Annotated in this window: 25 protein-coding genes and 1 riboswitch; of the genes, 11 read left to right on the top strand and 14 right to left on the bottom strand. The window is 73.4% G+C overall.

Features of this window, described 5'->3' with window-relative positions; genetic code table 11:
• The first annotated feature begins 70 nt into the window (after positions 1 to 70).
• From STRNI_RS31690 to STRNI_RS31665, 6 genes are all read left to right on the top strand, one after another.
• Entirely contained in the window at positions 71 to 1,102 is a 1,032-nt protein-coding gene (locus STRNI_RS31690; RefSeq protein ID WP_018091793.1) for a DEDDh family exonuclease, read from the top strand.
• A gap of 63 nt (positions 1,103 to 1,165) precedes the next feature.
• Entirely contained in the window at positions 1,166 to 1,399 is a 234-nt protein-coding gene (locus STRNI_RS31685; protein ID WP_006606380.1) for a hypothetical protein, read from the top strand.
• A gap of 109 nt (positions 1,400 to 1,508) precedes the next feature.
• The gene (locus tag STRNI_RS31680; protein ID WP_277412444.1) at positions 1,509 to 2,423 is read left to right on the top strand and encodes an SURF1 family cytochrome oxidase biogenesis protein; all 915 of its coding nucleotides are present in this window, start codon (positions 1,509 to 1,511) and stop codon (positions 2,421 to 2,423) included.
• A 55-nt stretch (positions 2,424 to 2,478) separates the two neighbouring features.
• On the top strand, positions 2,479 to 4,263 hold the full coding sequence (locus tag STRNI_RS31675; RefSeq protein WP_277412443.1) for a glycoside hydrolase family 15 protein: 1,785 nt from the start codon (positions 2,479 to 2,481) through the stop codon (positions 4,261 to 4,263).
• Between the two features lie 5 nt (positions 4,264 to 4,268).
• The gene (locus STRNI_RS31670; RefSeq protein ID WP_277412442.1) at positions 4,269 to 5,024 is read left to right on the top strand and encodes an SDR family oxidoreductase; all 756 of its coding nucleotides are present in this window, start codon (positions 4,269 to 4,271) and stop codon (positions 5,022 to 5,024) included.
• A 19-nt stretch (positions 5,025 to 5,043) separates the two neighbouring features.
• A complete protein-coding gene (locus STRNI_RS31665) occupies positions 5,044 to 5,289 on the top strand; it encodes a hypothetical protein (RefSeq protein ID WP_266449223.1) in 246 nt (81 codons plus the stop codon).
• On the opposite strand, the gene amaP is transcribed toward STRNI_RS31665, so the two are convergent.
• Genes amaP through STRNI_RS31640 form a run of 5 tightly spaced genes read right to left on the bottom strand, consistent with a single transcriptional unit; the run spans position 5,282 to position 7,651 of the window.
• The gene (amaP, locus tag STRNI_RS31660; protein ID WP_159490278.1) at positions 5,282 to 5,887 is read right to left on the bottom strand and encodes an alkaline shock response membrane anchor protein AmaP; all 606 of its coding nucleotides are present in this window, start codon (positions 5,885 to 5,887) and stop codon (positions 5,282 to 5,284) included. The two genes, STRNI_RS31665 and amaP, sit on opposite strands and share 8 nt — an antisense overlap.
• A 7-nt stretch (positions 5,888 to 5,894) precedes the next feature.
• Positions 5,895 to 6,563, bottom strand: coding sequence for a DUF6286 domain-containing protein (locus STRNI_RS31655; protein WP_277412441.1), 669 nt, complete (start codon positions 6,561 to 6,563; stop codon positions 5,895 to 5,897).
• Positions 6,560 to 6,952, bottom strand: a complete 393-nt coding sequence (locus tag STRNI_RS31650) for an Asp23/Gls24 family envelope stress response protein (RefSeq protein ID WP_018091801.1) — start codon at positions 6,950 to 6,952, stop codon at positions 6,560 to 6,562. The genes STRNI_RS31655 and STRNI_RS31650 overlap by 4 nt, the downstream gene beginning before the upstream one ends.
• Before the next feature lie 6 nt (positions 6,953 to 6,958).
• Positions 6,959 to 7,153 (bottom strand): hypothetical protein, encoded by a 195-nt coding sequence (locus STRNI_RS31645; protein WP_109888913.1) that lies wholly within the window; start codon positions 7,151 to 7,153, stop codon positions 6,959 to 6,961.
• A 36-nt stretch (positions 7,154 to 7,189) separates the two neighbouring features.
• Positions 7,190 to 7,651, bottom strand: coding sequence for an Asp23/Gls24 family envelope stress response protein (locus STRNI_RS31640; protein ID WP_127150242.1), 462 nt, complete (start codon positions 7,649 to 7,651; stop codon positions 7,190 to 7,192).
• Positions 7,652 to 7,871: 220 nt separating this feature from the next.
• Between STRNI_RS31640 and STRNI_RS31635 the strand changes: the two genes are divergently transcribed.
• Complete coding sequence (locus STRNI_RS31635; protein ID WP_277412440.1) at positions 7,872 to 8,609, top strand: hypothetical protein; 738 nt, start codon at positions 7,872 to 7,874, stop codon at positions 8,607 to 8,609.
• Positions 8,610 to 8,688: 79 nt separating this feature from the next.
• On the opposite strand, the gene STRNI_RS31630 is transcribed toward STRNI_RS31635, so the two are convergent.
• The 6 genes from STRNI_RS31630 to STRNI_RS31605 form a co-directional block, all read right to left on the bottom strand.
• A complete protein-coding gene (locus STRNI_RS31630; protein ID WP_026170000.1) occupies positions 8,689 to 9,468 on the bottom strand; it encodes an enoyl-CoA hydratase/isomerase family protein in 780 nt (259 codons plus the stop codon).
• Between the two features lie 113 nt (positions 9,469 to 9,581).
• Entirely contained in the window at positions 9,582 to 9,803 is a 222-nt protein-coding gene (locus tag STRNI_RS31625) for a helix-turn-helix domain-containing protein (RefSeq protein ID WP_006606369.1), read from the bottom strand.
• Positions 9,804 to 10,138: 335 nt separating this feature from the next.
• Positions 10,139 to 11,737: an ABC-F family ATP-binding cassette domain-containing protein gene (locus STRNI_RS31620; protein ID WP_018091806.1), complete on the bottom strand. Its 1,599-nt coding sequence runs from the start codon at positions 11,735 to 11,737 to the stop codon at positions 10,139 to 10,141.
• A gap of 323 nt (positions 11,738 to 12,060) precedes the next feature.
• Complete coding sequence (locus STRNI_RS31615; RefSeq protein WP_109888919.1) at positions 12,061 to 13,512, bottom strand: hypothetical protein; 1,452 nt, start codon at positions 13,510 to 13,512, stop codon at positions 12,061 to 12,063.
• A gap of 203 nt (positions 13,513 to 13,715) precedes the next feature.
• Positions 13,716 to 14,843 carry an alpha/beta hydrolase gene (locus STRNI_RS31610; RefSeq protein ID WP_026170002.1) on the bottom strand — a complete coding sequence of 376 codons (1,128 nt, stop codon included), beginning with the start codon at positions 14,841 to 14,843 and terminating at the stop codon, positions 13,716 to 13,718.
• Between the two features lie 91 nt (positions 14,844 to 14,934).
• Positions 14,935 to 15,591 carry a class II aldolase/adducin family protein gene (locus STRNI_RS31605; protein ID WP_018091809.1) on the bottom strand — a complete coding sequence of 219 codons (657 nt, stop codon included), beginning with the start codon at positions 15,589 to 15,591 and terminating at the stop codon, positions 14,935 to 14,937.
• 386 nt (positions 15,592 to 15,977) lie between these two features.
• Between STRNI_RS31605 and STRNI_RS31600 the strand changes: the two genes are divergently transcribed.
• Entirely contained in the window at positions 15,978 to 17,255 is a 1,278-nt protein-coding gene (locus STRNI_RS31600; RefSeq protein ID WP_109888921.1) for an inorganic phosphate transporter, read from the top strand.
• A gap of 23 nt (positions 17,256 to 17,278) precedes the next feature.
• Positions 17,279 to 17,515 (top strand): hypothetical protein, encoded by a 237-nt coding sequence (locus STRNI_RS31595; protein WP_159490288.1) that lies wholly within the window; start codon positions 17,279 to 17,281, stop codon positions 17,513 to 17,515.
• A gap of 48 nt (positions 17,516 to 17,563) precedes the next feature.
• Here the strand turns inward: STRNI_RS31595 and STRNI_RS31590 are convergent, their stop codons facing one another.
• The 3 genes from STRNI_RS31590 to STRNI_RS31580 are packed head-to-tail and all read right to left on the bottom strand — an operon-like array spanning position 17,564 to position 22,022.
• Positions 17,564 to 18,964, bottom strand: a complete 1,401-nt coding sequence (locus STRNI_RS31590) for an extracellular solute-binding protein (RefSeq protein WP_277412439.1) — start codon at positions 18,962 to 18,964, stop codon at positions 17,564 to 17,566.
• Positions 18,961 to 21,585, bottom strand: coding sequence for a vWA domain-containing protein (locus tag STRNI_RS31585; RefSeq protein ID WP_266449235.1), 2,625 nt, complete (start codon positions 21,583 to 21,585; stop codon positions 18,961 to 18,963). The genes STRNI_RS31590 and STRNI_RS31585 overlap by 4 nt, the downstream gene beginning before the upstream one ends.
• A 5-nt stretch (positions 21,586 to 21,590) precedes the next feature.
• Positions 21,591 to 22,022 (bottom strand): effector-associated constant component EACC1, encoded by a 432-nt coding sequence (locus tag STRNI_RS31580; protein ID WP_159490291.1) that lies wholly within the window; start codon positions 22,020 to 22,022, stop codon positions 21,591 to 21,593.
• A gap of 204 nt (positions 22,023 to 22,226) precedes the next feature.
• Positions 22,227 to 22,376, top strand: a riboswitch (cobalamin riboswitch).
• A gap of 129 nt (positions 22,377 to 22,505) precedes the next feature.
• On the opposite strand from STRNI_RS31580, the gene STRNI_RS31575 reads away from it, so the two are divergent.
• A complete protein-coding gene (locus tag STRNI_RS31575) occupies positions 22,506 to 23,537 on the top strand; it encodes a cobalamin biosynthesis protein (protein ID WP_277412438.1) in 1,032 nt (343 codons plus the stop codon).
• A complete protein-coding gene (locus STRNI_RS31570) occupies positions 23,534 to 25,075 on the top strand; it encodes a cobyric acid synthase (RefSeq protein ID WP_159490295.1) in 1,542 nt (513 codons plus the stop codon). Before STRNI_RS31575 ends, STRNI_RS31570 begins: the two co-directional genes overlap by 4 nt.
• Positions 25,076 to 25,126 lie beyond the last annotated feature (51 nt).

Genomic DNA, 25,126 nt, shown 5'->3' with positions numbered 1-25,126 from the left:
GTCGGGCATACCTCCGGTGTGTCCGACGCGGTTCGGTGGCTGTCAGTGGTGGCCCGTATCCTCAGGGACCATGCTCGAAGACCGCATGGCAGCAGCCGCCGACCCGATCGCGCCGAAGATCGGGCAGCAGCCGGGCCCGCAGACGCCGCCGGCTCCCTGGCCGTCCGCGTATCCCCAGGGATACGCGGTGGTCGACGTGGAGACCACGGGCCTGGCCCGCGACGACCGGATCATCTCGGCAGCCGTGTACCAACTCGACGCGCAGGGCGAGGTCCAGGACCACTGGTACACCCTCGTCAACCCGCAGCGGGATCCGGGACCGGTCTGGATCCACGGGCTCACGAGCGCCGTGCTCGCCGATGCCCCGCTCTTCCCGGAGATCGTCCCGGAGCTGTCCCGGCGCCTGGCGGACCGGGTGCTGGTCGCGCACAACGCCATGTTCGACTGGTCGATGATCGCCCGCGAGTACGCCCGCGCCTCGGCGACCGCGCCGGTGCAGCAGCGGCTGTGCACCATCGCCCTGTCCAAGGAACTGCGGCTGCCGCTGCCCAACCACAAGCTGGAGACCCTCGCCGCCCATTACGGCGTGGTGCAGGAGCGCGCCCACCATGCGCTGGACGACGCCCGGGTGCTGGCCGAGACCTTCCGTCCCAGTTTGCGGCGGGCGGCACAGGAGGATCTGCGGCTGCCGCTGCTGAGCTGCCAGCCGCTGACGGAGTGGTCGGACGCCCCCGCGCCCCGGCAGCGCGCCTCCGCCTCGTCCTACCGCCCCACGTCCTGGCGGCCGTCCCGTAAGCGCCCGGCGTGCCCGTACCCCAACCCGGGGCGTTACGCATCGGGCGGCCGGCTCGTCCAGGGGATGCGGGTGGCCTTCTCGGGCGACACGTCCGTGGACCGCGAGCTGCTGGAGGACCGGGCGATCGAGGCGGGTCTGCATGTCGCCACGAGCGTGTCCCGGCTGACCAGCCTGCTGGTGACCAACGATCCCGACGCCCGGACCTCCAAGACCGCCAAGGCCGCCTCGTTCGGCACGGTCGTGATCGACGAGGCGGCCTTCATGCAGCTGCTGCAGGATGTGGCCCCGGCGCCTGCGTCCGGGTGAAGCCCGCCCAACACACCCGTCGGCACCTCGCCGCGCGGGTGTGGCGACCGCACCCTGTGGCGCATGGCACGTTGTGAGGTCTGCGGAAACGAATACGGCATGACGTTCGAGGTGCACGCGCAGGGCGCGGTGCATGTCTTCGACTGCTTCGCCTGCGCCATCCACCGCATGGCGCCGATCTGTGAGCACTGCCGGTGCCAGATCATCGGGCAGGGCGTCGAGGCCGACCAGAAGTGGTACTGCGGTGCGCACTGCGCCCGCTCGGACGGCAGAGTGGGCATCGTCGACCGGGTCTGAGCGGGGCCGGCCACCGGACCGCGGGGGCGGCCCCGGCCGGACCCTCCACCGGCTGCGCCAGGGGGACCCCCGGCTCGGGTGCCCCGGCGCCCCAGGTACCGTCAAGGCCGTGTACCGCTTCCTGTTGTCCCGGCAGTGGGTGATCCTCACCCTCGTGGGTCTTGCGCTGATCCCCGTCATGATCAAGCTGGGCTACTGGCAGTTCCACCGCCATGAGCACAAGGTCGCGCAGAACCAGCTGATCGCGCGCAGCCTGGCCGCCGACCCGGTTCCGGTCACCTCTCTGACGGCCCCCGGCCGGGAGCTGCCCCGTCGCGACATGTGGCGCACGGTCAGCGCCACCGGCACCTACGACACCGCGCACGAGGTCGTGGTCCGCCAGCGCACCGCCGCCGACGAGCAGAGCATCGGCTATTACGTGGTGACCCCGCTGCTCCTCGGCAACGGCGAGGCCGTGCTGGTCAACCGTGGCTGGATCTCGGCCGGCAACGACCTCACCCGGTTCCCGGACGTCCCGGCCGCCCCCCGGGGCAAGGTCACCGTGACCGGCCGGATGATGGCCGACGAGACCACCGCCGCCAGCGGCATCAAGGACACCAAGGGCCTGCCCGCCCGCCAGGTCATGCTGATCAACAGCAAGGAGCAGGCGAAGCGGGCCGGCCGGCCGATGCTCGGCGGCTACATCGAGCAGACCGGACCCGAGCCGTCCGGCAACACCCCGGAGCTGGTCCCCGAGCCGGACCACGACTCCATCGGCCCGCACATGGCCTATGCCATCCAGTGGTGGCTGTTCGCCGCGGCGGTGCCGGTCGGCTGGATCGTCCTCGTACGCCGTGAGCGCCGCGACCGGGTGACGGCCGCGGCCGAGCAGGCCGGGCAGACCCGGGAGGACGAGGCCGCCGGGGCCGCGCGGGACGGCGGACGGACCGCGGAACCCGCCGGTTCCGGGGAAGCCGAACCCGCCGGTTCCGGGGAGACCGAGGCCGCCGGCGACCACGCGGCGCCGGCCCCGGCCAAGCCGTAGCCCGGACGGCCGTCACCACGGCGTAGCGCCTCCTCCGGGCGGGAAGAGGCGCTGAGTGCACCCACGTATCGAGGACTACGCGCTCATCGGTGATCTGCAGACCGCCGCACTCGTCGGCCGCGACGGGTCCATCGACTGGCTGTGCCTGCCGCGCTTCGACTCCGGCGCCTGCTTCGCCGCCCTCCTCGGCGGCAAGGACAACGGCCACTGGGGGCTCGCCCCCCGGTCCTCCGAGGCCCGCGCCCAGCGCTCCTACCGCGGTGACTCGCTGATCCTCGACACCGTCTGGGAGACGCCCACGGGCAGTGTCCGGGTCACCGACTTCATGCCTCAGCGCGACCGTGCGCCCGATGTCGTACGGATCGTCGAGGGCCTCAGCGGAAGCGTCGAGATGCGCGGGGTGCTGCGGCTGCGGTTCGACTACGGGCGGGTGGTGCCCTGGGTGCGCGCCACCGAGGGCTGCCGGGTGGCGATCGCCGGACCGGACTCCGTATGGCTGCGCACCCCGGCCCAGGGCACCACCTACGGCAAGGACTTCAGCACCCGTTCGGACTTCACCGTCGCCGCGGGCGAGCGCACCGCCTTCGTGCTGACCTGGCACCCCTCCCATGAGCCCCGGCCGACCCAGATCGAACCGTTCACGGCGCTCCAGGACACCCTGGACGACTGGCACGCCTGGTCGGCGCGCTGCCGCTACAACGGGCCGTACCGCGAGGCCGTGATCCGCTCGCTGATCACCCTCAAGGCCCTCACCTATGCGCCCACCGGCGGCATCGTGGCGGCCCCCACCACCTCGCTGCCCGAGGAGCTGGGCGGCGTACGCAACTGGGACTACCGCTACTGCTGGCTGCGCGACGCCAGCCTCACCCTGAACTGCCTGCTCTCCGCCGGATATCTGGACGAGGCCGGCGCCTGGCGGGACTGGCTGCTGCGCGCGGTGGCCGGCGCCCCCGACGATCTGCAGATCATGTACGGGCTGGCCGGTGAGCGGCGGCTGCCGGAGGCCGAGCTGCCGTGGCTGACCGGGTACTGCGACTCCGCGCCCGTACGCATCGGCAACGCCGCCGTCGCACAGCGTCAGCTCGATGTCTACGGCGAGGTCCTCGACTCCTTCCACATCGCCCGCTCGGCCGGACTGCCCGCCGAGCAGCACGCCTGGAGCATCCAGCGGGCGCTGGCGGACTACCTGGAGTCCACCTGGCGCGACCCCGACGAGGGGCTGTGGGAGATCCGCGGGCCGCGCCGGCACTTCGTGCACTCCAAGGTCATGGCCTGGGTCGCGGCCGACCGGGTGGTGCGGGCGATCGAGGCGTATCCGAGGTTCGGCGGGGACATCGACCGCTGGCGGGCGATGCGCGACGAGGTCCGCCGCGAGGTGTGCGAACACGGCTATGACGCCGACCGGGGCACCTTCACCCAGTTCTACGGCTCCAGGGAACTGGACGCCGCGACGCTGCTGATCCCCCGCGTCGGCTTTCTGCCGGGCGACGACCCCCGGGTTGTCGGCACCATCGAGACGGTGCGCCGGGAGCTGACGCACGACGGTCTGGTACGCCGTTACAGCACCGAGGGCGTCTCGGTCGACGGGCTGCCGGGCGACGAGGGCACCTTCCTGGTCTGCTCGTTCTGGCTCGCCGACGCGCTCCGGCTGAGCGGCCGGCGGGCCGAGGCACAGGAGATGTTCGAGCGGCTGCTGGGGCTGCGCAACGACGTGGGGCTGCTCTCCGAGGAGTACGACCCTGCCGCCCGGCGCCAGCTGGGCAACTTCCCGCAGGCCTTCAGCCATATCGGCCTGGTGGGGACCGCCTTCGGCCTCCAGGACGGGGCACAGGCACACTAGGGTCCATGGATCTTGGACTCACCGGCCGGACGTACCTCGTCACCGGGGCGACCCGCGGCCTCGGCTTCGCCACCGCCCGTGAACTGGTCGCCGAAGGCGCCCATGTCGTGATCACCGGACGCACCGAGGAGAGCGCGGCCGCAGCGGCCGCCTCGCTCGGTGAGCGGGCCCTGGGGGTGGCCGCCGACAACGCCGACGCGGACGCCCCCGACCGCCTGATCGCGGCGGCCCGGGAACGCTTCGGCCGACTGGACGGGGTGCTCATCAGCGTGGGCGGCCCGGCGCCCGGCACCGCCGCCGACAACACCGACGCACAGTGGCAGTCGGCCTTCGAGTCGGTCTTCCTCGGCGCGGTACGGCTGGCCCGCGCGGCCGCCGCCGAGCTGACGGAGGGCGGTGTGATCGGCTTCGTGCTGTCCGGCTCGGTGCACGAGCCGATCGGCGGACTGACCATCTCCAACGGGCTCCGCCCCGGTCTCGCCGGTTTCGCCAAGTCGCTCGCCAACGAGCTGGGGCCGCGCCGCATCCGCGTCCTCGGCATCCTGCCCGGCCGGATCGCCACCGACCGGATGACCCAGCTCGACGCGCTCTCCGGCGACCCGGAGGGCTCCCGCGCCCGCAACTGCGCGTCCATCCCGCTGGGCCGCTACGGCCGGCCGGAGGAGTTCGGCAGGGCCGCGGCCTTCCTGCTGTCGCCCGCCGCGTCGTATGTCACCGGGGTGATGGTGCCGGTGGACGGCGGGGCCCGGCACGGGTTCTGACGGGGGGCGGGCCGTCAGGATGCTGAACACTTCCGACACACCCGCCGAGCGCGAAGAGAGCGAGTTCGGCGACCCGCTGCAGAGCATCTGGGCTTCCTGCGTCCTGCCGTACGTGGGAGTGACCGATGTGCGCCGGGTCGTCTTCCGCACGGTCACCGATGCGGCCGACGAGACGCGCGCGGACTGGCTGCGGCGGGCACGCCGGGAGGCCGCCGCGCTGCTGGCCCGGCCCGGTTACAGGGACACTGTGCCCACGCCTAACTGACCCGCTCGGGGCGGTGCTTGACCGCGCGCAGCCGGACATCGGCCGGCAGCCGGTCGAGCCCGGCCGAGCGGCGGGCGTGCGCCACCGACTCGTCGGACAGCCGCCGGAGGACGGTCCCCGGATCGGCGTGCGGGGCGAGCGCCAGCACGGCCCGTACGTGCGGTTCGCTCCGGCGGCCGGTCAGCAGCACACCGGCCCCGTCGACGCCTTCCACCGCCTCCGATTCGGCCGTGAGGGCGTCCTCCAGCGCCCGGCCGCGCAGCAGGGCGCCCTCGCCGTCGCCGCTGTCGACGAGGATCTCGTTCAGCCGGTGGCGCCGGAGCTGGGTCAGCAGCCACCACAGCATCAGCAGCACGAAGACGGCCAGCGCGGCGATGACGACGGGCCACCACCAGCCCTGGTCCGTCCAGCGGGTGCGCTGCCGCGTCGAGAGCAGCACCTCGTCAGGGCGGGACCAGGGCCAGCCGGCGGGCAGTCCGAGGTGCCATTTCGCGGGCAGACCGAGGCCGCCGAGCAGCACCAGGCCCCCCGCGCCGAACAGCAGCACACCGGTCAGGCCGAGCAGCACCCGGTTGACCGTTCCGCGGACCCTGCGCATCGCTCGCTCACCTCTTCTTCGGGCGCCGGACGTCCACGGTCAGGCGGAGCTCGTGTGCCAGTCCCAGCTGCCGCAGACCCTCGCCGAGCGAGGTGTCGAGGTCGGCGCGGACCTCGTCCAGTTCGCGGAAGTGCGAGACGCAGTGCGCTTTCGCCTTGCGGCGGCTGACGGCCATCCGTACGGACTGGACGCCGGCGACCTCCATGGCACGGTCGCGCAGCACCAGCGCGGCGGCCGCCCGGTCCAGCCCGGCCCGCAGGTCCGGAGCCGCCGGCCGCATCGGCAGCACCTGGCGCAGTCCGGGGGTGACGGCCAGCACGAACAGCCAGATGCCGAGCACCACGGCGACCGCGGCGGCGCCCAGCACCCAGGGGTTGTCGAGGTGACGGGTGGCCAGTTCACGGGCGAGCCGACGGCGCCAGGCCATCGCGGGGCGGTCGGCGCGCACCGCGGCCACGTCGTAGAGCAACAGGCCGGCGGCGGCCAGCAGCACCAGCGCGACCAGGGCGGCCGGCACCCGGCGGGCCGACCAGAAGCGCCGGACCCGGTCGTGGCCGGCGGTGTCCGGGGACGGGGTGTCCGCGGCGGACGGAGTCGCCGCGTCCGCCTCGCCCGGTGTCTTGTCGAGCGTGGGCAGCCGCCGGGTGGCGTTCGGCTCCGCTTCCTCGTCGCTCATCGCACCCTCCCGCGGTCCGTACGGTCCAGCAGCGGGGAGTGCAGACGCTCGACCTCCACCGCGACCTCGGGCACTTCCATGTTCGCCAGCGCCTTCACCCGCTCGGTGACATGACGGCGCACCACCCGGCACTGTCCGCCGATGTCGGAGGGGTAGCCCAGCTCCACGGCGATCCGCAGCCGCGCCTCACCGAAGATCCGGGGATCGTCGCGCCGGTGCACGGTCACCGTCGCATGGGCGTCCGTACGGGCGCGCGGGGACTCCCCGCGCAGCACCTCCCGGGCGGCCCGTGCGGCGATCTTCGCCACCACCCGGTCCGCGATTCTGGTCGCGCCCCGCTCACCCGCCGGTACGGCGGTGGCAGCGGCGGCCGGGGACACCGTCGCCACCCGGCTTCACCGCCGCCGGTCGCGGTCGCCGCTGCGCGGACGGAAGAACTCGCCGGACTCCAGATCCCCGTCGAGGAACCTGCCGGCCACGAACCCGATGGCGCCCAGCGCCGCCACCAGGATGAAGGCGCCGAAGCCACCGAAGTATCCGGCGAAGCCCAGCGCCATTCCGGCCAAGAGGCCGGCCACGGCCATGCTCATCGTGCGCTCCTTCGCTGCCACTCCGGACGGGCCCGGCTACTGGAGCCGCGGCTCCGCTTCCTCTTCTTCGTCTGCCTCGTCGGGCAGCTTGACGTCGCTGACCGCGATATTGACCTCGACGACCTCCAGGCCCGTCATCCGCTCCACGGCGGAGATGACGTTCTCCCGGACCGACCGGGCGACATCGGCGATGGCGACGCCGTAGTCGACCACGATCTCCAGGTCCAGCGCGGTCTGCACCTCGCCGACCTCGGCCTTGACGCCCCGGGTCGCGGTCGCGGACCTGCCGCCGCCGGGCACCCGGTCCCGGACGGCGCCGAGCGTACGGGCGAAGCCGCTGCCCATGGCATGCACGCCGATGACGTCCCGGGCCGCCAGACCGGCGATCTTCTCCACGACACCGTCGGCAATGGTGGTCCGCCCCCGGGTGGCGGGGTCGCCGCCGCCCCGTTTGGCGGGCGTCCTGGGGCCCTCTGCGTGCTGCTGGCTCTCGGTCATCGCCGTATCCCTTTCCGCGGGGAGAAGCGGTCCGCCCGCTCCGTTCCCCACACTAGGTCCGATATGCCCTGATTGCTCCGGGGATGTGGCAGCCGAGTGCTCCATACGGCGCCACCGGGCACAGCACCCTGCCGTGGCGGCGGGTCTGCGGCAGGCTGGGGGCGGGTCCGGAACGTGTCCGGGAAGCGGTCCGTGGACCTTCCGGGAAAGGGGTGACGCGGTGGCCGTGAACCACTTGGCGCAGACGGTCCGGACGCAGCTCGGCATCGGCCGGGTGCTGCCGCTCGGCGGGCCCGGGGACGGGTCGTGGATCACCGAGCAGGCGGCCGCCGGAGCGCTGCGGGCCGCCGCCGGGACACCGGCCGGTGTCCGTTTCGGCGCGCTGCGGCTGTCCGTGGCCGATCCCGGCCACGCCCCGGAGCCGGCGGTGCCGGCGCCGCCGAGTGCGCTGCCGCCCGGCCCGCTGCGGATCGAGGCGGACTTCGCCGCGGTCGCCGACCGGCCCCTGCCGGTGCTCGCCGACCAGGTGCGCGCGGCGCTGCTGGAGGCGTCGATCCGGGAGCTGGGACTGGTGGTGGGCGTGGTGGATCTGCGGGTCAGCGGACTGCTGGAGGCGGACGAGACCACGACGGGGACCGCGTCGGCCCGCTCCGCTCCCCAGGAGGAGGTTCCGCCCGCCGCTCCCGTAACGGGTGAGCGGACCGGTGCGACGCAGGACGGCGCGGCGGGGATCGCCGCCGTCGCGCGGGGCGTCGAGGGCGTGGCCCGGTTGGCGCCGGTGCTCGGCGGTCCGTCCCGTCCGGTGCGGCTCACGGACGGGCATGCGCTGATCCAGCTGGCGATCGCGCCCGGTCACCGGGCGCTGGATGTCGCCTGCGCCGTACGGCAGGCGGTGGCGGCCGCGCCGCCCGCGACCTCGACGGTCGCCGTGCTGGTCACGGCGGTGGAGCGGAGCTGACGAACTGACCGGCCGGGCACATCGGTGGGTGCGCGGCCGGGCAGTTCGGGTGACGAAGGGTGCGGAACCGCGGTGGCCGCTACTCCCCTACGCCCGCGAGGTCGCGCAGCCGGCGTGCCTGTGCGGCCCGCTCGGCGCGGCGCTGCTCCTCGTACGTACGGCCCGCGGCACCGGCCAGCAGGGCCTTGGTCTCGATGACGGCATCGCGCGGCGCGGCGGTGAGCGCGGCCGCCAAGTCGGCCACGGTGGCATCGAGTTGATCGCCGGGCACCACGAGGTTGGCGAGACCGGTCCGCTCGGCCTCCTCGGCGTGCACAAAGCGCCCGGTGGCGCAGATCTCCAGCGCCCGGGCATAGCCCACCAGTCCGACCAGCGGGTGGGTACCGGTCAGGTCCGGTACGAGTCCCAGGCTGGTCTCGCGCATGGCGAACTGGACGTCCGGTGCGACCACGCGCAGATCGCAGGCGAGGGCGAGCTGGAAGCCCGCGCCGATGGCGTGCCCCTGCACGGCGGCGATGGACACCAGGTCGGTGCGCCGCCACCAGGTGAACGCTTCCTGGTACTCGGCGATCGTGGCGTCCAGTGCGCTGTCCGTGCCGCGCGCCAGATCGATGAACGACGGCTCACCGTCGAAGCCTTCGGGCGTGAACGCCTGACGGTCGAGGCCTGCGGAGAAAGACTTGCCCTCACCGCGCAGCACGGCGATCCGTACGTTTCCCGGCAGCAGCGACCCCGCTTCGGCAAGCGCCCGCCACATGGCCGGCGACTGCGCGTTGCGCTTGGCCGCGTTGGCGAGGGTCACCGTGGCGATGTCACCGTCAACGGTGAGCCGCACGCCGTCCTTGTCGAGCAGAGTCATGAGCGCCTCCGAGTCAGCCAGCCGCACCTGCGTGCGTAAGTGACTGAACGGTAACCTCCCGGTCGACTGCTCGGCCGACCGGGGGGAGACCGCTGTACCCGGAGTCGCGGGCCTCAGGCCGAGGCGGCCTTCTTGCCCCTCGTGGCTCCGCCACGACCGCGCAGGACCACACCGGATTCGCTGAGCATCCGGTGCACGAATCCGTAGGAGCGGCCGGTTTCCTCGGCCAGCGCCCGGATGCTCGCACCGGAGTCGTACTTCTTCTTCAGGTCTGCCGCGAGCTTCTCGCGCGCGGCGCCGGTTACCCGGCTGCCCTTCTTCAGAGTCTCGGCCACCCGTGCCTCCTCGTGGGAAGTGCGCTCTGGACTCTCATGATCACCCCTCCCCGGCTTCCTGGCCACCCATTCCGCAAGGTCGTTACGACATCCTTTGCCGGCGGACGCCCGGTCAAGCGGGCCGGAATCTCTCATTCCGGCTGTGCGGAAGGCCGCCCGGACCCGGCCGCCCACGAGAAGTGGCAGGTCAGGTGGTGTGCGGCCGAAAAGGCGACGGCCGGGCCCCAAGGACCCGGCCGCAGGCCGCAGGCTCGCCGGTGTACGAGCCGTTCTCACTCAGATGATGGATCACACATCGGCCGAATGATCCATACGGCATGATCCATCCGCCGCGGTCAGGCCAGCGCGACCAGATCCGCGTAGTCCTGGCCCCACAGGTCCTCGACGCCGTCGGGCAGCAGGATGATGCGCTCCGGCTCCAGGGCGTCCACCGCTCCCTCGTCGTGGCTCACCAGGACCACCGCGCCCGTGAAGGTGTGCAGCGCGCCGAGGATCTCCTCGCGGCTGGCCGGGTCGAGGTTGTTGGTGGGCTCGTCGAGCAGCAGCACGTTGGCGGAGGAGACGACCAGCGTCGCCAGGGCGAGCCGGGTCTTCTCGCCGCCGGAGAGCACCCCGGCGGGCTTGTCGACGTCGTCGCCGGAGAAGAGGAAGGAGCCCAGCGTCTTGCGGATGGCGACCAGGTCCATGTCCGGGGCGGCCGAGCGCATGTTCTCCAGGACCGTGCGGTCCGGGTCCAGGGTCTCGTGCTCCTGGGCGTAGTAGCCGAGCTTGAGGCCGTGTCCCGCGCGGACCTCGCCGGTGTCGGGGGTCTCGACGCCCGCCAGCAGGCGCAGCAGGGTGGTCTTGCCCGCTCCGTTGAGGCCGAGGATGACGACCCGGGAGCCCTTGTCGATGGCCAGGTCGACGTCGGTGAAGATCTCCAGGGAGCCGTAGGACTTCGACAGGCCCTCGGCGGTGAGCGGGGTCTTGCCGCACGGTGCCGGGTCCGGGAAGCGCAGCTTGGCGACCTTGTCGGAGGCGCGCACCGCCTCCAGACCGGCGAGCAGCTTGTCGGCGCGCTTGGCCATGTTCTGCGCGGCGACGGTCTTGGTGGCCTTGGCCCGCATCTTGTCGGCCTGGGAGTTGAGCGCCGCGGCCTTCTTCTCGGCGTTCGCCCGCTCGCGCTTGCGGCGCTTCTCGTCGGCCTCGCGCTGCTGCTGGTAGAGCTTCCAGCCCATGTTGTAGATGTCGATCTGCGAGCGGTTGGCGTCGAGATAGAACACCTTGTTGACGACGGTCTCGACCAGGTCGACATCGTGGGAGATCACGATGAAGCCGCCGCGGTAGGTCTTGAGGTAGTCGCGCAGCCAGACGATGGAGTCGGCGTCGAGGTGGTTGGTCGGCTCGTCGAGCAGCAGGGTGTCGGAGTCCGAGAACAGGATCCGGGCCAGCTCGACGCGGCGGCGCTGACCACCGGAGAGGGTGTGCAGCGGCTGGCCGAGGATGCGGTCGGGCAGGCCGAGGCTGGCGGCGATGGTCGCGGCCTCCGCCTCGGCGGCGTACCCGCCCTTGGTCAGGAACTCGGTCTCCAGGCGCTCGTACTTCTTCATCGCCTTGTCGCGGGTGGCGCCCTTGCCGTTGGCCATCCGGTCCTCGTTCTCGCGCATCTTGCGCAGCACGGTGTCCAGATCGCGGGCGGAGAGGATGCGGTCGCGGGCGAGCACGTCGAGGTCGCCGGTGCGCGGGTCCTGCGGCAGATAGCCGACCTGGCCCCCGCGGGTGACCGAGCCGGAGGCGGGGATGCCCTCGCCGGCCAGCACCTTGGTCAGCGTGGTCTTGCCGGCGCCGTTGCGGCCGACCAGGCCGATGCGGTCGCCCTTGGCGATACGGAAGGAAGCGGACTCGATGAGGATGCGGGCGCCGGCGCGCAGCTCAAGGCCGGAAGCGGTGATCACGGAAAAGCTCCAGGGCAGGAAGACGGCGGATTGGACGGACGGTCCGAGAGCGGGCTGCGCCGTCTAATGAACCCAGAGGAGAACTGCCATAGGAGGCAGTCTAACGGCCGGGGGCAAGTGATTTTCCGGGCGGCGGGCGGCGGACCGGCCCGTGGGGTGCGCCGGACAGCGGGCCGTTCGCGCCGTCGCACGTCGTGGCGCACCACGCGGCGCCAGGCGGGGACGGAGGCGGGGCGGCTCCCGCGTGAGACTGTGACGCAGCTCTCCCTTGCCGCTTCGGTGCCTGCGCGCGCGGAGGTTCCCCGGCCGCCCCGCCCCGGCGCTCAGACGCCGCCCGTGTGGACCTGGAAGGCCGCGCGGCGCACGGCCTTGGCGAGGGCCGGGTCCGGGTGGGCCGCGGCCAGCGCCACCAGCACCTGGACCGTCCTGGGGTGCCCGACGGCCCGTACCTCCTCCAGGAGGCGTGGCACCGAGCCCTGGACCGCCGAGTCGAGGTGCCGTACGAGCAGCTGGGTCTCGCCGTGGTCGGCGACGGCCGCGGCGGTGTCCACCCACAGCCAGGTCGACTCCTCGCGGGTGAGCACATCGGGCGCGGTCTCCGGGTCGCCGCCCTCGTGCTCGACCAGCCACAGCAGGGCGTACGGCCGCAGGCCCGGTTCGTCGGCCGCGGCGCGTACGGCGGCCTCGGCCGGTGCGCCGACCGCCCGCAGCGCCTCGAAGGCGAGGCCGCGCAGCAGCGCGTCCTCACCACGGGCCACGGTCAGCAGCTCCTCGACGGCCGAGCCGACGGAGCGGGCCGCGAGCCAGGCGCGGTATTCGGCGCGTGCCGGGCCCGGGGTGAGCCGGGCGCAGCCGCGGAGCATCGCTTCCCCGGACTGTTCGATATTGCCCGCCGGGCTCTGCGCGGCGACACAGATCTGCTCCAGCTTGACCCACACCGACCAGTTGCCGAGCGGTGTCAGCTGTGCCTCGCACGCGTCGGGCGCGGTCTCCCGGGCACCGTCCGCCGGCACCAGCGCGCCGACGGTCCGCAGGGCGTCCAGCGACCAGTCCAGCAGCTCGGCCAGCGACGCCCCCGCGGCGTCGTCGGCGGCCACCGCGGCATCGTCGGCACTGCCCGGGGCGGCCGGGTCCTGCCCGTAGGGGACCTCGCAGCGTTCGGTGCGCAGTTCGGCGACGCGCTGGTCGAGCATGTCGAGCAGCACCGGCAGCCGTACGGGCCCGGCCGACAGATGCAGCAAGGACAGCAACTGCGGCAGCGCCTCGACGACTTCGGCGACTATCGCGGGGCCGGCGGCGGCCGGTGCGGGCCGGGCCAGCGACCAGGCGTCGAAGAGCGCGACCCAGCCGCGCAGTACGGCGGTGTCGTCGCGGTCCCAGGCGCGCAGCCGCCAGCCGGGGCGGGCGAGGCCGTCGTGGAGTTCGACGAGCCCGGCCAGCCGGGCCCGGTCCCAGTCGGTGCGGACCTGCTGCGGTGTCAGGCCCAGGGCTTCGGCGGCGCGTTCCGCGGCGGCCTTCGGCAGCGCTCCGTCCGGGCCGGCGCGCAGGCTGCCGCCGGCGGCGCCGGCACCGACGCTGTCGGCCCAGCGGGCGAGCCGGGCCGCGCCGGCCAGCACGGCACGGGCCTGGCGGGCCAGTTCCGCGGGCGGCGGCGTGCCCTCGGGCGGGCGGGGCGCCGGGCGCTTGGCCCGGGTTGTCACCGCCCGGCGGGCGGCCGCAACCGGTTGACGGGGGACGAGTCGGAGCCGGGAGTCGCGCGGAGTACGGGACGTCACAGGAGCAGTGTTGCCGCTGTCGGCCCGAAAGCCCAATCGGAACCCGGCTTGCGATCTGCTACGGCGATGTCATCTCGCCGACCCATCCCTGATGAGGGGAGTTGTCCCCCCGTATACCCGGCAGCCATCGGGGCGCCGGGGCCGGTGGAGGGGGAAGCGGCCGGTGGGGGCCGGTGTCCGGCCCGGGCCGGGAGGCGGCGGTGCTACATGAGCGGGGTGAGGAAGCGCCGCAGCGCCTCTTCGTAGCCCGACGGGTCGGCGTTCCACATCGCGGCGTGCGGTGCGTGCGGGACCGGTTGCAGCGTGACCAGGTCGGCCCGGCGGGCGGCGAAGGAGCGGGAGGCCGTCCAGGGGGCGATCCGGTCGTCGGGCCCGTGGAAGAGCAGCGTGGGAATCTCCAGCTCGTCCGGGTCGACGGCGTAGGCGGGATGGTCGAGGGGCAGTCCGGTGCTGCCCTCGGCGGCGCGTACCACCAGCGGCAGCAGGGCCCGGGGGATCCGCCGGGCGCCGGCCAGTGCGCGGACGGTGGCGTTCCGGTCGAGGACCGGGGAGTCCAGGACGAGACCGCTGATCCGGTCGCGCAGCGCGGAGTGGGTGGCGGCGCGCAGCGCCATGGTCGCGCCGGTGGACCAGCCGTGGAGGACGACGTCGTGGGCGCCGTAGCGCAGGGCGTAGCGGATCGCGGCGTCCAGGTCGCGCCATTCGGTGTCGCCGAGGTGGTTGATGCCGTCGGCGGTGCGCGGGGCGCCGGGGTCGTTGCGGTAGGACAGGGCGAGGACCGGCAGCCGGTGGCGGTGCAGGAAGGGCATGACCACCATGGGGTGTTCGCGGGTGGTGCCCAGGCCGTGTGCGGTGATGACCCAGGTGTCGCGTACGCCGGGGACGAACCACGCCGGGAGGGGGCCGAGTTCGCCGGGGATGTCGACGTCGGCGCAGTCGAGGCCGAGGGCGTCCCGGGGGTTGCCGATGTGCACCTGCGGGGTGAGCAGCATCCGGTTGCCCGGCCCGAGGGTGCCGTGGGTGACCCGGACCAGGCGGCGGACGACCGCGTCGGCGGGGTGCGGGACACCGTGGACGACGTCGCCGATCACCGCGTGGCAGCCGGAGCCGGTGAGTCCGTACGTGCCGGGCCGCAGGGACGCCAGGCTGCGGGTGAGGGCGATGCGCTCCTCGGTGGCGGAGTGCACGGTGAGGCGGGAGTCGCCCGGGAAGGGCTGGTCCGGCGATGGTTTCAGGGCAATGTCGCTGGCGTACCGGCCGACCGCCACTGCGGCCGCCCCGGCACCTATCACGGTGATGGCGGCCACGGCCGCCGCAGTACCCAGGCGCACCTCACCAGTGTGCGCAGCGGTGCCGGGTGCGGCCACCGGGCGGAGTCGGGCGGGTGACCGGCCCCGGGCCCGTCCGGCCCGGGGCGGTCGTTCAGCCCTGCTGGCCGTAGCCGCGCAGCTGTGCGGCGGCCGCGTCGAGCTGACCGGCCGACAGCAGGTTCGGCGTGCGGCCCGGCACCGAGCTCGCGGTGAGCCACACCCGGCACATCCATTCCAGCTGGGCGGTGCGGTCCAGCGCCTGGTCGAGGCTGTCCCCGTAGGTGATCGTGCCGTGGTTCTGCAGCAGGCAGCCGGTGCGGTCGCGGAGCGCCTCGCGCATGTGCGCGGCGAGCTCGTCGCTGCCGTACAGGGCGTAGGGGGCGACCCGGACGGGGCCGCCGAGCGCCGCGGTCATGTAGTGGACCGGCGGGAGTTCGGGGACGAGGGTGGAGACGGCCGTGGCGTACGGGGCGTGGGTGTGGACGACGGCGGTGGCCGTGGTGCTGCGGTAGACCGTCAGATGCATCGGGAGTTCGCTGGTCGGCCGGAGCGCGCCGATGATCTGGCGGCCTTCGAGGTCGACCGCGGTGGTGTCACCGGGCCCGAGCCGGTCGTAGGGGACGCCGCTGGGGGTGACCAGGACCAGATCCCTGATGCGGCGTGAGACATTGCCCGAGGTGCCGACGACCAGGCCGTCGGTGACCGTTCTGCGGGCGGTGGCGACGAGTTCGCTCCAGGCGGTGGCGAGGTCGTCGGGGTGGTCCTTCATGGGTCCTCCGGCGCGGTGCGGCGAAAGCGGATGCGGTGCGCGACACCGTACGAGCGGGCCGGGGCACCGTACGCCGGGGGTCTACCCAACTGGTATCCGCCATATGGGGACACCTGCGCCAGTGCCGGGGATTGACCTGATTTGAGCCCTCTTGGGTGGCTCGCCCCTTACTGTCGAGGTGATTCCACGACAACAGGACCGCGGCGAACGGCTCGTCGGCCAAGCCCACGAAGTTCGCCAACGGGTGATGCGGAAGTGACGCCGGAGGCGCCTCCGCGTGAACACTGCGGTGGCGTCATCGCCGCGCTGGTCCCAGTTCACTTTCCGTTCACCCGATCTCCGTACGGTCCGAGCGACACTGACCTTCGAACTGATTGCCTGGGTGAATGGAACACATCACGCTTCTCATCGGGATCGTGATCGTCACGGCCTTGGTGTTCGACTTTACGAACGGCTTCCACGACACGGCCAACGCAATGGCCACCACCATTTCCACCGGGGCATTGCGACCCAAGACCGCGGTGGCGATGTCGGCAGTGCTCAACCTCGTCGGCGCGTTCCTGTCCGTGGAGGTGGCCAAGACCATCTCCGGCGGGATCATCGACGAGAGTGCCGGCATCAGACCTGAAGTGATCTTCGCCGGCCTGGTCGGCGCGATCGTGTGGAACCTGCTGACCTGGCTCGCGGGTCTCCCCTCCAGCTCTTCCCACGCCCTCTTCGGCGGTCTGATCGGCGCGACCCTGGTGTCCGTCGGCACCAACGGCGTGCACGGCGACGCCGTCGTGATGAAGGTCCTGATCCCGGCGGTGGCGGCCCCGGTCGTCGCGGGCCTGGCCGCGATGGCGGCGACCCGGCTCACCTACCGGCTGACCCGCAACCGCGACGAGGCGGACACCGCCAAGGGCTACCGCGCGGGGCAGATCGCCTCCGCCGCCCTGGTCTCCCTCGCCCACGGCACCAACGACGCCCAGAAGACGATGGGTGTGATCACGCTCGCGCTGATCACCGGCGGAGTGGTCGCCCCGCACGCCGACCCGCCGCTGTGGGTCATCGCCTCGGCCGGTGTCGCCATCGCGCTCGGCACCTACCTGGGCGGCTGGCGGATCATCCGCACGATGGGCAAGGGCATCACCGACATCCAGCCGCCGCAGGGCTTCGCCGCCCAGACCGGCGCAGCGGCCACCATCCTGGCCTCCTCCCACCTCGGCTTCGCGCTCTCCACCACCCAGGTCTGCTCCGGCTCCGTGATGGGCTCGGGCCTGGGCCGCAAGGGCGGCGTGGTGCGCTGGTCCACGGCCGGCCGGATGGTCCTCGCCTGGGGCCTGACGCTGCCGGCCGCCGGTGCGGTCGCGGCGGGCGCCGCGTTCCTCGCCGGCCAGGGCGACTGGGGCGTGGCGGCGGTGGCGGTCCTCGGACTGGGCATCTGCGGCGCGATCTGGGCCGCCTCCCGGCGCAAGCCGGTCGACCACACCAATGTCAACGAAGGCCCGGCCGTGGAGCCGGCGGGCGTGGTGACCGCCGCGCTGCGCACCGTCTCCCCGCCCCCGGCAGGCCAGCAGGCCCCGGCGGCCGGCACCCCGGAGACCGCCGACGCACCGGCGGCCGACCCCCACGCCCCCACGACACCCGCCCCGCGCGCCAAGGCCGCGACGGTCACCCGCTAGCTGTCATCACCTAAAGGAACTCCATGAGCATCGACTGGGCAGCTCTCGGCCAGGTCTTCGGCGTCACCCTCGTGGTGACGGTCGGGATCGTGGGCCTGTTCACCGTCGGCATCGTCGGCACCTCCCGCAAGCCGGTCCAGGAAGGTGCGGCGGCCGCGGTCGCCGCACCGGGTTCGGGCGCACGGGCCGGCGCGATGGCCGCCTTCGGCCTGTGCGCGGCGGCGGTGGCCTATGGCATCTATCTGATCGTCGCCGGCTGACGCCGGCGGGCACGACGGACCGGGCGGGGCGCCCGGCGGACCACGGCATCAGCCGTCGTCCGCCGGGCGCCCCGTTCGTTGTTCGCCCCGTCCGCCGAGCGCGTCATCGGCCTGCCGGGCCAGCCGGTCGGCGATGGCGGTGCCGCCGCGGCCGTTGAGATAGGCGGACACCCCGATCTGCACGACCTTGCTGAACGTCTGGTAGTGGGCGCTGCGCGGGCGTGGCGCGGCCGCCATCAGGGCCTCGTGCAGTGTGCGGGGGTCGGGCCGTGGTTCCGGCCCCGTGGCGCCGTGCTCACCGCGTTCCGCGCCGCCGGGCGGCAGCGGGCAGCGCGGCGCCGTGGCCGCCTCCCGGTACGCCGAATCGCGGGTGGCCGCGAACCCCCGCTCCAGCAGACAGCGCTCGCTGCCGGGGCCGGTCAGCGCCTCGATCAGGGACCGGGCGCCGGCCGGCCGTGTGCTGCCGGCCGAGATCGCGAGATTCTGCCCGCCCAGCACGGACATCCGTTTGCCGTCGCTGGGGCGGGCCGGCAGCTGGGTGACGTCGAACTGCTCGCCAGGAGTGAGTTTCTCGGCGACCGAGGCGTATTCGACCGGCCAGTTGCGCATGAACAGCGCGCGGCCGTCGGCGAACCAGCGGCGGCTCTCCGTCTCGTCCATCGTGGTGGCCTCGTGCGGCATGATCGAGTCGAGCCGGAGTTTGAGGTCGGCGATGCCCTGCTGGAGCGCGCCGACCTGCTCGCCCTTGGTGAAGCTGGTGGCGTCCGGGTCGCCGCCGTTGACCCAGGCCGACTCCAGGGTATTGACGGTCAGCCCCTCGTAGGGCCGCAGCTGGGCGACCATGCCGTACATCGTGGGCCGCTTCTTCCTGTGGCCCGCGGCGGCGTCCCGGGCGGCCTCGCGGTTGTAGGCCTGCGCCACCTCGGTCGCCATATCCTTCAACTCGCCCCAGTTGGACGGGGCGCCGTGGCCGTACGCGCGCAGGATGTCCTTGCGGTAGTAGAGCAGCCCGGCGTCGGTGTTGAAGGGCACTCCCCACACCTTGCCGTCGTACTCCACGGTCTTGGCCACGCTGTCGAGGAAGTCGCCGTCCAGGCTCGTGGCCCAGGGGCGGATCACACCCGCCTCGGCGAACTCCGCGGTCCAGGCGACATCGAGGTTGAGCACGTCATAGCCGCCGTTGCCGGACTGGCCCGCCGCCAGCAGCTGGCTGCGCTGGCCGTCGGCGGTGTCCGGGAGGTTGACGATCCGGACCGTACGGCCGGTGCGCCGCTCCCAGTCGTGGATCAGGTCCTGGCGGACGCCGGAGCTGCTGAGGTCGCTGCCGGTGGCGAGGACGATCGCGCCCTTCTCCGGGAGGAGTTGCTCCCCCGGCGTGCAGCCGCTCATCGCGAGCACCAGGGCCAGAGAGGCCAGGGCGGCGCGTGCGGCGGTGCGCGCAGCGGTCATCGGTCCCCCTTCGTGGCCGTGCCGATGGAGGCGATCCGTCCGGCCAGGGTGTCGACGGCCTGCGGGCCGCCGGGCACGCACTGGCCGTGGGAGGCGCCGGCCAGCCGCTGGAGGGCGAAGGTGTCACAGCCGGACTTGCCCATCACCAGCGCCAGGATGGGCACTTCGGGCCCCTCCTCGACGAGGGTGCCGAGGGTCCGCTCCACACCCGCCGCGCGCCCCGGGCCCGCACCGTCGTCCTGGTCGAGGATCAGCACGATGGCCTTGTTGGCGGCCGGGGACTTCTTCATCCTGCGTACCGCGCGGGTCAGCGCCTCCTCCATCGCGGCGCCGTGCTCGACCAGTTCACCGCCCGCGATCCGGTCCAGCGCGGCCCGGCCCGGGGCGGGGTCGGCGCTGCCGAGCGGGACGAGCTCGCGCACCGCGTCGGCGTCGGTGGGGTGCGCGCGGTCCGGGAAGGCCCACAGGCCGTAGGTATGGCGGGCGCCGACCATCTCCAGGACGCGGCCGGCCGCGCTCAGGGCCGTCGGGAGCCTGCCTCCGTCGGCCATGGAGGTGGAGGTGTCGAGGAGGACCAGCACCTGGCTGGACCTCTGTGCCTTGTCGTAGCCGTCCAGCACCTGGGTCACCTGGGCCGGGTCCGCCGTGAAGGGCACGGTCCGGGCGACGAGGCTGATGTCCGCGCGGCCGTCGAGCAGCGGTGAGCCCGGCGCCGGGCCGGTGCCCTTCACCCCGCGGTAGCCCTGTGCGGTGAGGGTGCGCTGCCCGCCGTCCGGGGCACGCAGCCAGGTCGCGAAGCGCGCCACGGCGGCCTGCCGCGGGGTGGCGTCCGTGGTGCCGCGCCAGTCGACGCGGATCAGCGGGTGGTCCAGCGCGGGGACGTTCTCGGGGTAGTAGGCGACGTACCGGTTGCGGAGCGGGAGCGGGGAGTCCAGGGCCGGGCAACTGCCGGTGGCGCGGCCGAGGTTGTAGTCGGCGAGGGACTTCTCCGACACCAGGGGCGCGGACTTCGTCCGGTCGACGGCGCCGGCGGCGTCCGCGTCGGGGCGCAGCGAACACAGCAGTTCGGTGCTGCCCGCGTACTGGCTGCCCGGGGCGGACAGCCGCTCCTCGGCGTGCCGGGCGAGGGTGAGGTCGGGCGCGCCGGACGAGGCGGTGCCCGTGCCGTCGTGGGTGAGGTAGAGGCCGATGGTGTGCAGCAGCCCGGTGCCGGAGAGCACCGGGCTCGGCCGCAGGAGCCGGAGGTCGTGGTGGGTGCGGTCGGTGCCGGTGAGCAGCTTCCGCCAGGAGGCGGCGGCCGGTTCGACGTCGTCCAGCCGGCGGTGTGCCGGGATGCCGACGACCAAGGGGGTGTAGGCGACCGGGGCGCTGTAGTGGAGGGTCGCCGGGGAGCCCTTGGCGGGCATCCCGCGGCGGGCCGCGTAGTAGTCGGCGGTGGATTCGGGGATCCAGATGTCGGGCTGGGGTCCGGGCCGGTGGAGGGGGTCGATGCCCTGGTCGTCCGGTCCGTCCTTGCCGGTGCCGTGGGCCTCGCCCTGCCAGCGGCCGGCGGCGGCGAAGCCCTGGTCGACCTGGTCCTTGGCGGCGGAGTAGACGGTGATCTGGGCGCGCCGGCAGCCGTCGGGGAGGTCGCCCTCGCCGTTGAGGGGCCGGGTGTTGGCGTCGGACATCTCGTAGTCGAAGGCCGCCTGGCGGAGCGCGGGTTCGGCCTCGGGGGCGGTCAGCAGCCGCAGTTCGAGGGCGGGCGGGCAGGCTTCCGCGTCGTTCGGGAGGTTCAGCAGCACGACGCCCGCGGTGGCCGGTACGAGGATGATCGCCAGCACCATCAGGATGCGGAACCAGTGCCGGAAACGGGAGTTCAGGCGGCGGCGTAAGCGGATCCGCAGCGGGGTGGGCGGCCGGATCTCGGGGGTGGCGAAGGACAGGATGACGTCGTCGACGGTGTTCTGCTTCGCCGAGCGGGGCTCCCAGACGTCGCCCATCGGGGTCCGCTCACCGGCCAGCTGTTCCCGCAGCTCCCGGACGAGGTCCTCGAAGGTGACGAACCGCTTGCCGGGAATGCCCTGTTCCAGGGTCCGCAGCAGGGCACGGGTGAAGACGCTGCCGCCGGTGGGCTCCTCGCCGCTGAAGATACGGCGGTTGGGCTGCGCGGCCATCAGCAGTGACGTCGGGGTGCGGCAGGCGTGGAAGGCTTCACCGGCGTTGCCTGCGTAACAGCACTCCAGGACGATCACGATCCGGTCGGCCCGGGCGTTGTCCAGGTAGGACAGCACCAGGTCCTGCCAGGAGACGGTCTTGTGACGCCGTTCCGACGCACCGACCATGAGCTGCAGATTGCCGCCGTCCGGGCCCACCCGGCCGTGGCCGGAGAAGTAGACCAGCAGCAGTCCGCGGGCCTCCTGGGTGACGGCGTCCAGCGCCTGTTCGACCTCCCACGGCTCCTGGGGCCGGCAGATGACGACCTCGCCCTTGGTGAACAGATCGGTGCCGGGGGCGAGCAGGACCCGCTCCAGTTCCCGGGGGTTGTCCCGCACCGCCGGGAGCGGACGCAGCCGCCGGTAGTCGTCGACACAGATCAGCAGCGCCCGGTTGACCTTGCCCCGTGCGTCGTACTCGGCCATCCGGCTCAGTCCCCGGCGGTGCTGCCGCCCCCGTTCGCCGGGCTGCCGGGATCGGGAATCTCGGGGGCATCCGGTCCCGGGTCGCCGAGTGCGCGCAGTTCGCCGTCCCCGCCGCCGACCGCCACGGCGGGCCGTTCGCCGGTGTCGCGGTCCTCCCTGCGGCGCCGCAGCCACTCGCGCAGGGCGATGCCGAGGCTTTTGGTGATCTCCGCGGCCGCCGCGCCGACGACGACCAGGATCAGGTCGTCTATGCCGATGGCCATGTCGCCGGGGCCCTCGTCGGGCTCCCCCGCCGGCCGCAGCTCCCAGTCGTGCGGCCGCCGGCTCAGCCACGGCTCGCGCTCCAGCCAGGCCTTGAGGTCCTCGACGTCCTGCTCGGGATTGTTCGTGCCCGTGATCCTGATGCGGATCTCCTGGCGGTCAGCGTGCTCCGGCATCCCCCGGCCCCCTTCCGGCGGCCGCGTCGCCGCCGTGCACCAGATAGTGACGTGGGATCAGGGGCGCAGGCAACCGTCTGTGACCCGGCTGCCACGCTGTGGCGTGCACCACAGCGCCTGCCACGGGACAGCGTCGCAGGTCAAGGGTGAGTTGACGGGCATTCGCGGGGCGTGGTGGACTGCCGGAGCCATTCGGCGACAGCTGAGGAAGTCCGGTGCGAATCCGGCGCGGTCCCGCCACTGTCACCGGGGAGCGTTCCTCCAGCGAAGGCCACGGTCCGCCTCGTGTACGTCGGATGACGTAGACGGGACTGGAAGGCCGGGGGACACGCCGATCCGGGAGCCAGGAGACTCTTGTCGCCGTCACGTCGAGCCAGGGCGCGGACCCTGAGTGAGGACATACCGCCATGCCCGGCCGCCCCCTGAGATCCCCACTTCCCGCTGCCGCAGGGTTCCTTCGAGGCCTGACGGCGGTCTGATCCGATGCGCGGCGAACACGCGGGATATGCGTGCGGCGCGGCCCTCGGCTTTCTCGGCGACCTGATCGCGGCGGATCCGCGGCGCGGCCATCCGGTGGCCGCGTTCGGCCGGGCCGCGGCTGCCGTCGAGCGCCGGCTGTGGCGCGACCACCGTGGTTACGGGGCGGCTCACACCGTGCTGTGCGCGGGCGGTGCCGCCGCCGGTGCCGCGCTGCTGCAGCGCGCCGTACGGGGCGCCGCCCCCGCTTCCCCCTCAGCCCCCTCCACTTCCCCGTCACCGCTCCGCGGCGGCGCCCGGGTCGCGCTGACCGCGGCGACGGTCTGGGCCGTATTGGGCGGCACCTCGCTCGGCCGGGAGGCACGGGCCGTCGGCGGGGCGCTGACGGCGGGTGACCTGGACGTGGCGCGGGAGCGGCTGCCGCATCTGTGCGGGCGCGATCCGCAGGCGCTGGACGGGCCGCAGATGGCCCGTGCGGTGGTGGAGTCGGTCGCCGAGAACACCTCCGACGCGGTGGTGGGCGCCCTCGTGTGGGGCGCGCTGGGCGGGGTGCCCGGTCTGGTGGCGTTCCGCGCGGTGAACACCCTGGACGCGATGGTGGGGCACAAGTCGCCGCGCTACCGCCGCTTCGGCTGGGCCGCGGCCCGGCTCGACGATCTCGCCGGCTGGCCCGGCTCCCGGCTGACCGCCGCGCTGACCGTGCTCGCGGGCCCCGACCGGCGCGGTGCGCTGCGGGCCTGGCGGGCGGACGGCGGTGCGCATCCGAGCCCCAACGCGGGCCCGGTGGAGGCGTCGTTCGCGGGAGCGCTGGGCGTACGGCTGGGCGGCACGCTGGCGTACGGCGGGCGGGTGGAACACCGTCCGGTGCTCAACGGTGCGGCGCCGCCGGTGGCGGCGGACGACATCGAGCGGGCGGTGCGGCTCTCCCGCCGGGTGAGCGTGCTGGCGCTGGCGACGACGGTGACAGCGCGGCTGGTGGCCGGCGCGGCGCTGCGCGCACGACAGCCGGGGTCCCGGCGCAGGAGGAGGAGCCGGTGAACGGGCGGTTGAAGGTATCCGGCGGGGCCGTCGGCGGTGGGCTGCTGGTGGCCGGCACGACGTCCGACGCCGGCAAGAGCGTGGTGACGGCGGGCATCTGCCGCTGGCTGGTCCGGCAGGGCGTCCGGGTGGCGCCCTTCAAGGCACAGAACATGTCGCTGAATTCGTTCGTCACGCGCGAGGGCGCGGAGATCGGACGGGCCCAGGCGATGCAGGCCGCCGCGGCGCGGGTGGAGCCGACCGCGCTGATGAACCCCGTGCTGCTCAAGCCGGGCAGCGACCGCAGCAGCCAGGTGGTGCTGCTGGGGAAGCCGGTCGGCGAGCTCAGCGCCCGGGGTTACCACGCCGGGCGCCAGGAGCAGTTGCTCGGCACCGTGACCGACTGCCTCCAGGAGCTGCGGCGTACCCATGACGCGGTGATCTGTGAGGGCGCCGGCAGCCCCGCCGAGATCAATCTGCGGCGGACCGACATCGTCAACATGGGCATCGCGCGGGCCGCCCGTATCCCGGTCGTGGTGGTCGGCGACATCGACCGCGGCGGGGTGTTCGCCTCGTTCTTCGGCACCACCGCGCTGCTGTCCAAGGAGGACCAGGCGCTGGTCGCCGGGTATCTGGTCAACAAGTTCCGCGGTGATGTGACGCTGCTGGAGCCGGGGCTGGAGATGCTGCGCGGCCTCACGGGGCGGCGGACGCTGGGTGTGCTGCCGTTCGCGCACGGGCTCGGCATCGACGAGGAGGACGGTCTGCGGGTGTCGCTGCGCGGCGCGGTGCGCGAGAGCGTGGTGGCGCCGCCGCACGGTGCGGATGTGCTGCGGGTGGCGGTCTGTGCCGTACCGCTGATGTCGAACTTCACGGACGTGGACGCGCTGGCCGCCGAACCGGGCGTGGTGGTGCGGTTCGTGGACCGCGCCGAGGAGCTGGCCGACGCCGACCTGGTGGTGCTGCCGGGGACCCGGGGCACGGTGCGGGCGCTGTCGTGGCTGCGGGAGCGCGGGCTGGCGGACGCGATCGCCCGGCGGGCCGCCGAGGGCCGCCCGGTGCTGGGCATCTGCGGCGGCTTCCAGATGCTCGGCGAGCACATCGAGGACGAGGTCGAGTCGAAGGCGGGCGCGGTCGAGGGGCTGGGGCTGCTGCCCGTAAGGGTGCGGTTCGCGGTGGAGAAGACCCTCGCGCGGCCGTCCGGCGAGGCGCTGGGCGAGCCGGTGGAGGGGTACGAGATCCACCACGGTGTCGCCGAAGTGACCGGCGGGGACGAGGAGTTCTTGGACGGCTGCCGGACCGGCTCCGTATGGGGCACGCACTGGCACGGCTCGCTGGAGAGCGACGGCTTCCGCCGGGCGTTCCTGCGGCGGGTCGCGGCGGACGCGGGCCGGGCGTTCGTCCCGGCCCCCGACACCAGCTTCGGCACCCTGCGCGAGGAGCAGCTGGACCGGCTGGGCGATCTGATCGAGGAGCACGCGGACACCGGCGCGCTGCTGCGGCTGATCGAGGAAGGGGTGCCGGAGGGGCTGCCGTTCGTGCCTCCGGGGGCGCCATGAGGGGTACGCACACGACGAATCCGGAGCTCGACGGCGACGTGGAGGACGACA

The organism is Streptomyces nigrescens (genome assembly GCF_027626975.1).
Lineage (GTDB): Bacteria > Actinomycetota > Actinomycetes > Streptomycetales > Streptomycetaceae > Streptomyces > Streptomyces nigrescens.
Note: the sequence above shows the minus strand (reverse complement) of the source record. Positions and strands in the feature narration are given on the sequence as shown.

Excerpts from the sequence above, each read along its gene's own strand:
- STRNI_RS31630 (WP_026170000.1), bottom strand. The coding sequence starts at position 9,468 with ATGACTCTGCTCGACAAGGACGGCGTGCGGCTCACCGTTGACGGTGAC.
- STRNI_RS31685 (WP_006606380.1), top strand. The coding sequence starts at position 1,166 with ATGGCACGTTGTGAGGTCTGCGGAAACGAATACGGCATGACGTTCGAG.
- STRNI_RS31575 (WP_277412438.1), top strand. The coding sequence starts at position 22,506 with ATGCGCGGCGAACACGCGGGATATGCGTGCGGCGCGGCCCTCGGCTTT.
- STRNI_RS31655 (WP_277412441.1), bottom strand. The coding sequence starts at position 6,563 with ATGAGCGACGAGGAAGCGGAGCCGAACGCCACCCGGCGGCTGCCCACG.
- amaP (WP_159490278.1), bottom strand. The coding sequence starts at position 5,887 with ATGCGCAGGGTCCGCGGAACGGTCAACCGGGTGCTGCTCGGCCTGACC.
- STRNI_RS31605 (WP_018091809.1), bottom strand. The coding sequence starts at position 15,591 with ATGAAGGACCACCCCGACGACCTCGCCACCGCCTGGAGCGAACTCGTC.
- STRNI_RS31670 (WP_277412442.1), top strand. The coding sequence starts at position 4,269 with ATGGATCTTGGACTCACCGGCCGGACGTACCTCGTCACCGGGGCGACC.
- STRNI_RS31665 (WP_266449223.1), top strand. The coding sequence starts at position 5,044 with ATGCTGAACACTTCCGACACACCCGCCGAGCGCGAAGAGAGCGAGTTC.
- STRNI_RS31690 (WP_018091793.1), top strand. The coding sequence starts at position 71 with ATGCTCGAAGACCGCATGGCAGCAGCCGCCGACCCGATCGCGCCGAAG.
- STRNI_RS31590 (WP_277412439.1), bottom strand. The coding sequence starts at position 18,964 with ATGACCGCTGCGCGCACCGCCGCACGCGCCGCCCTGGCCTCTCTGGCC.
- STRNI_RS31580 (WP_159490291.1), bottom strand. The coding sequence starts at position 22,022 with ATGCCGGAGCACGCTGACCGCCAGGAGATCCGCATCAGGATCACGGGC.
- STRNI_RS31595 (WP_159490288.1), top strand. The coding sequence starts at position 17,279 with ATGAGCATCGACTGGGCAGCTCTCGGCCAGGTCTTCGGCGTCACCCTC.
- STRNI_RS31640 (WP_127150242.1), bottom strand. The coding sequence starts at position 7,651 with ATGACCGAGAGCCAGCAGCACGCAGAGGGCCCCAGGACGCCCGCCAAA.
- STRNI_RS31600 (WP_109888921.1), top strand. The coding sequence starts at position 15,978 with ATGGAACACATCACGCTTCTCATCGGGATCGTGATCGTCACGGCCTTG.
- STRNI_RS31585 (WP_266449235.1), bottom strand. The coding sequence starts at position 21,585 with ATGGCCGAGTACGACGCACGGGGCAAGGTCAACCGGGCGCTGCTGATC.
- STRNI_RS31645 (WP_109888913.1), bottom strand. The coding sequence starts at position 7,153 with ATGAGCATGGCCGTGGCCGGCCTCTTGGCCGGAATGGCGCTGGGCTTC.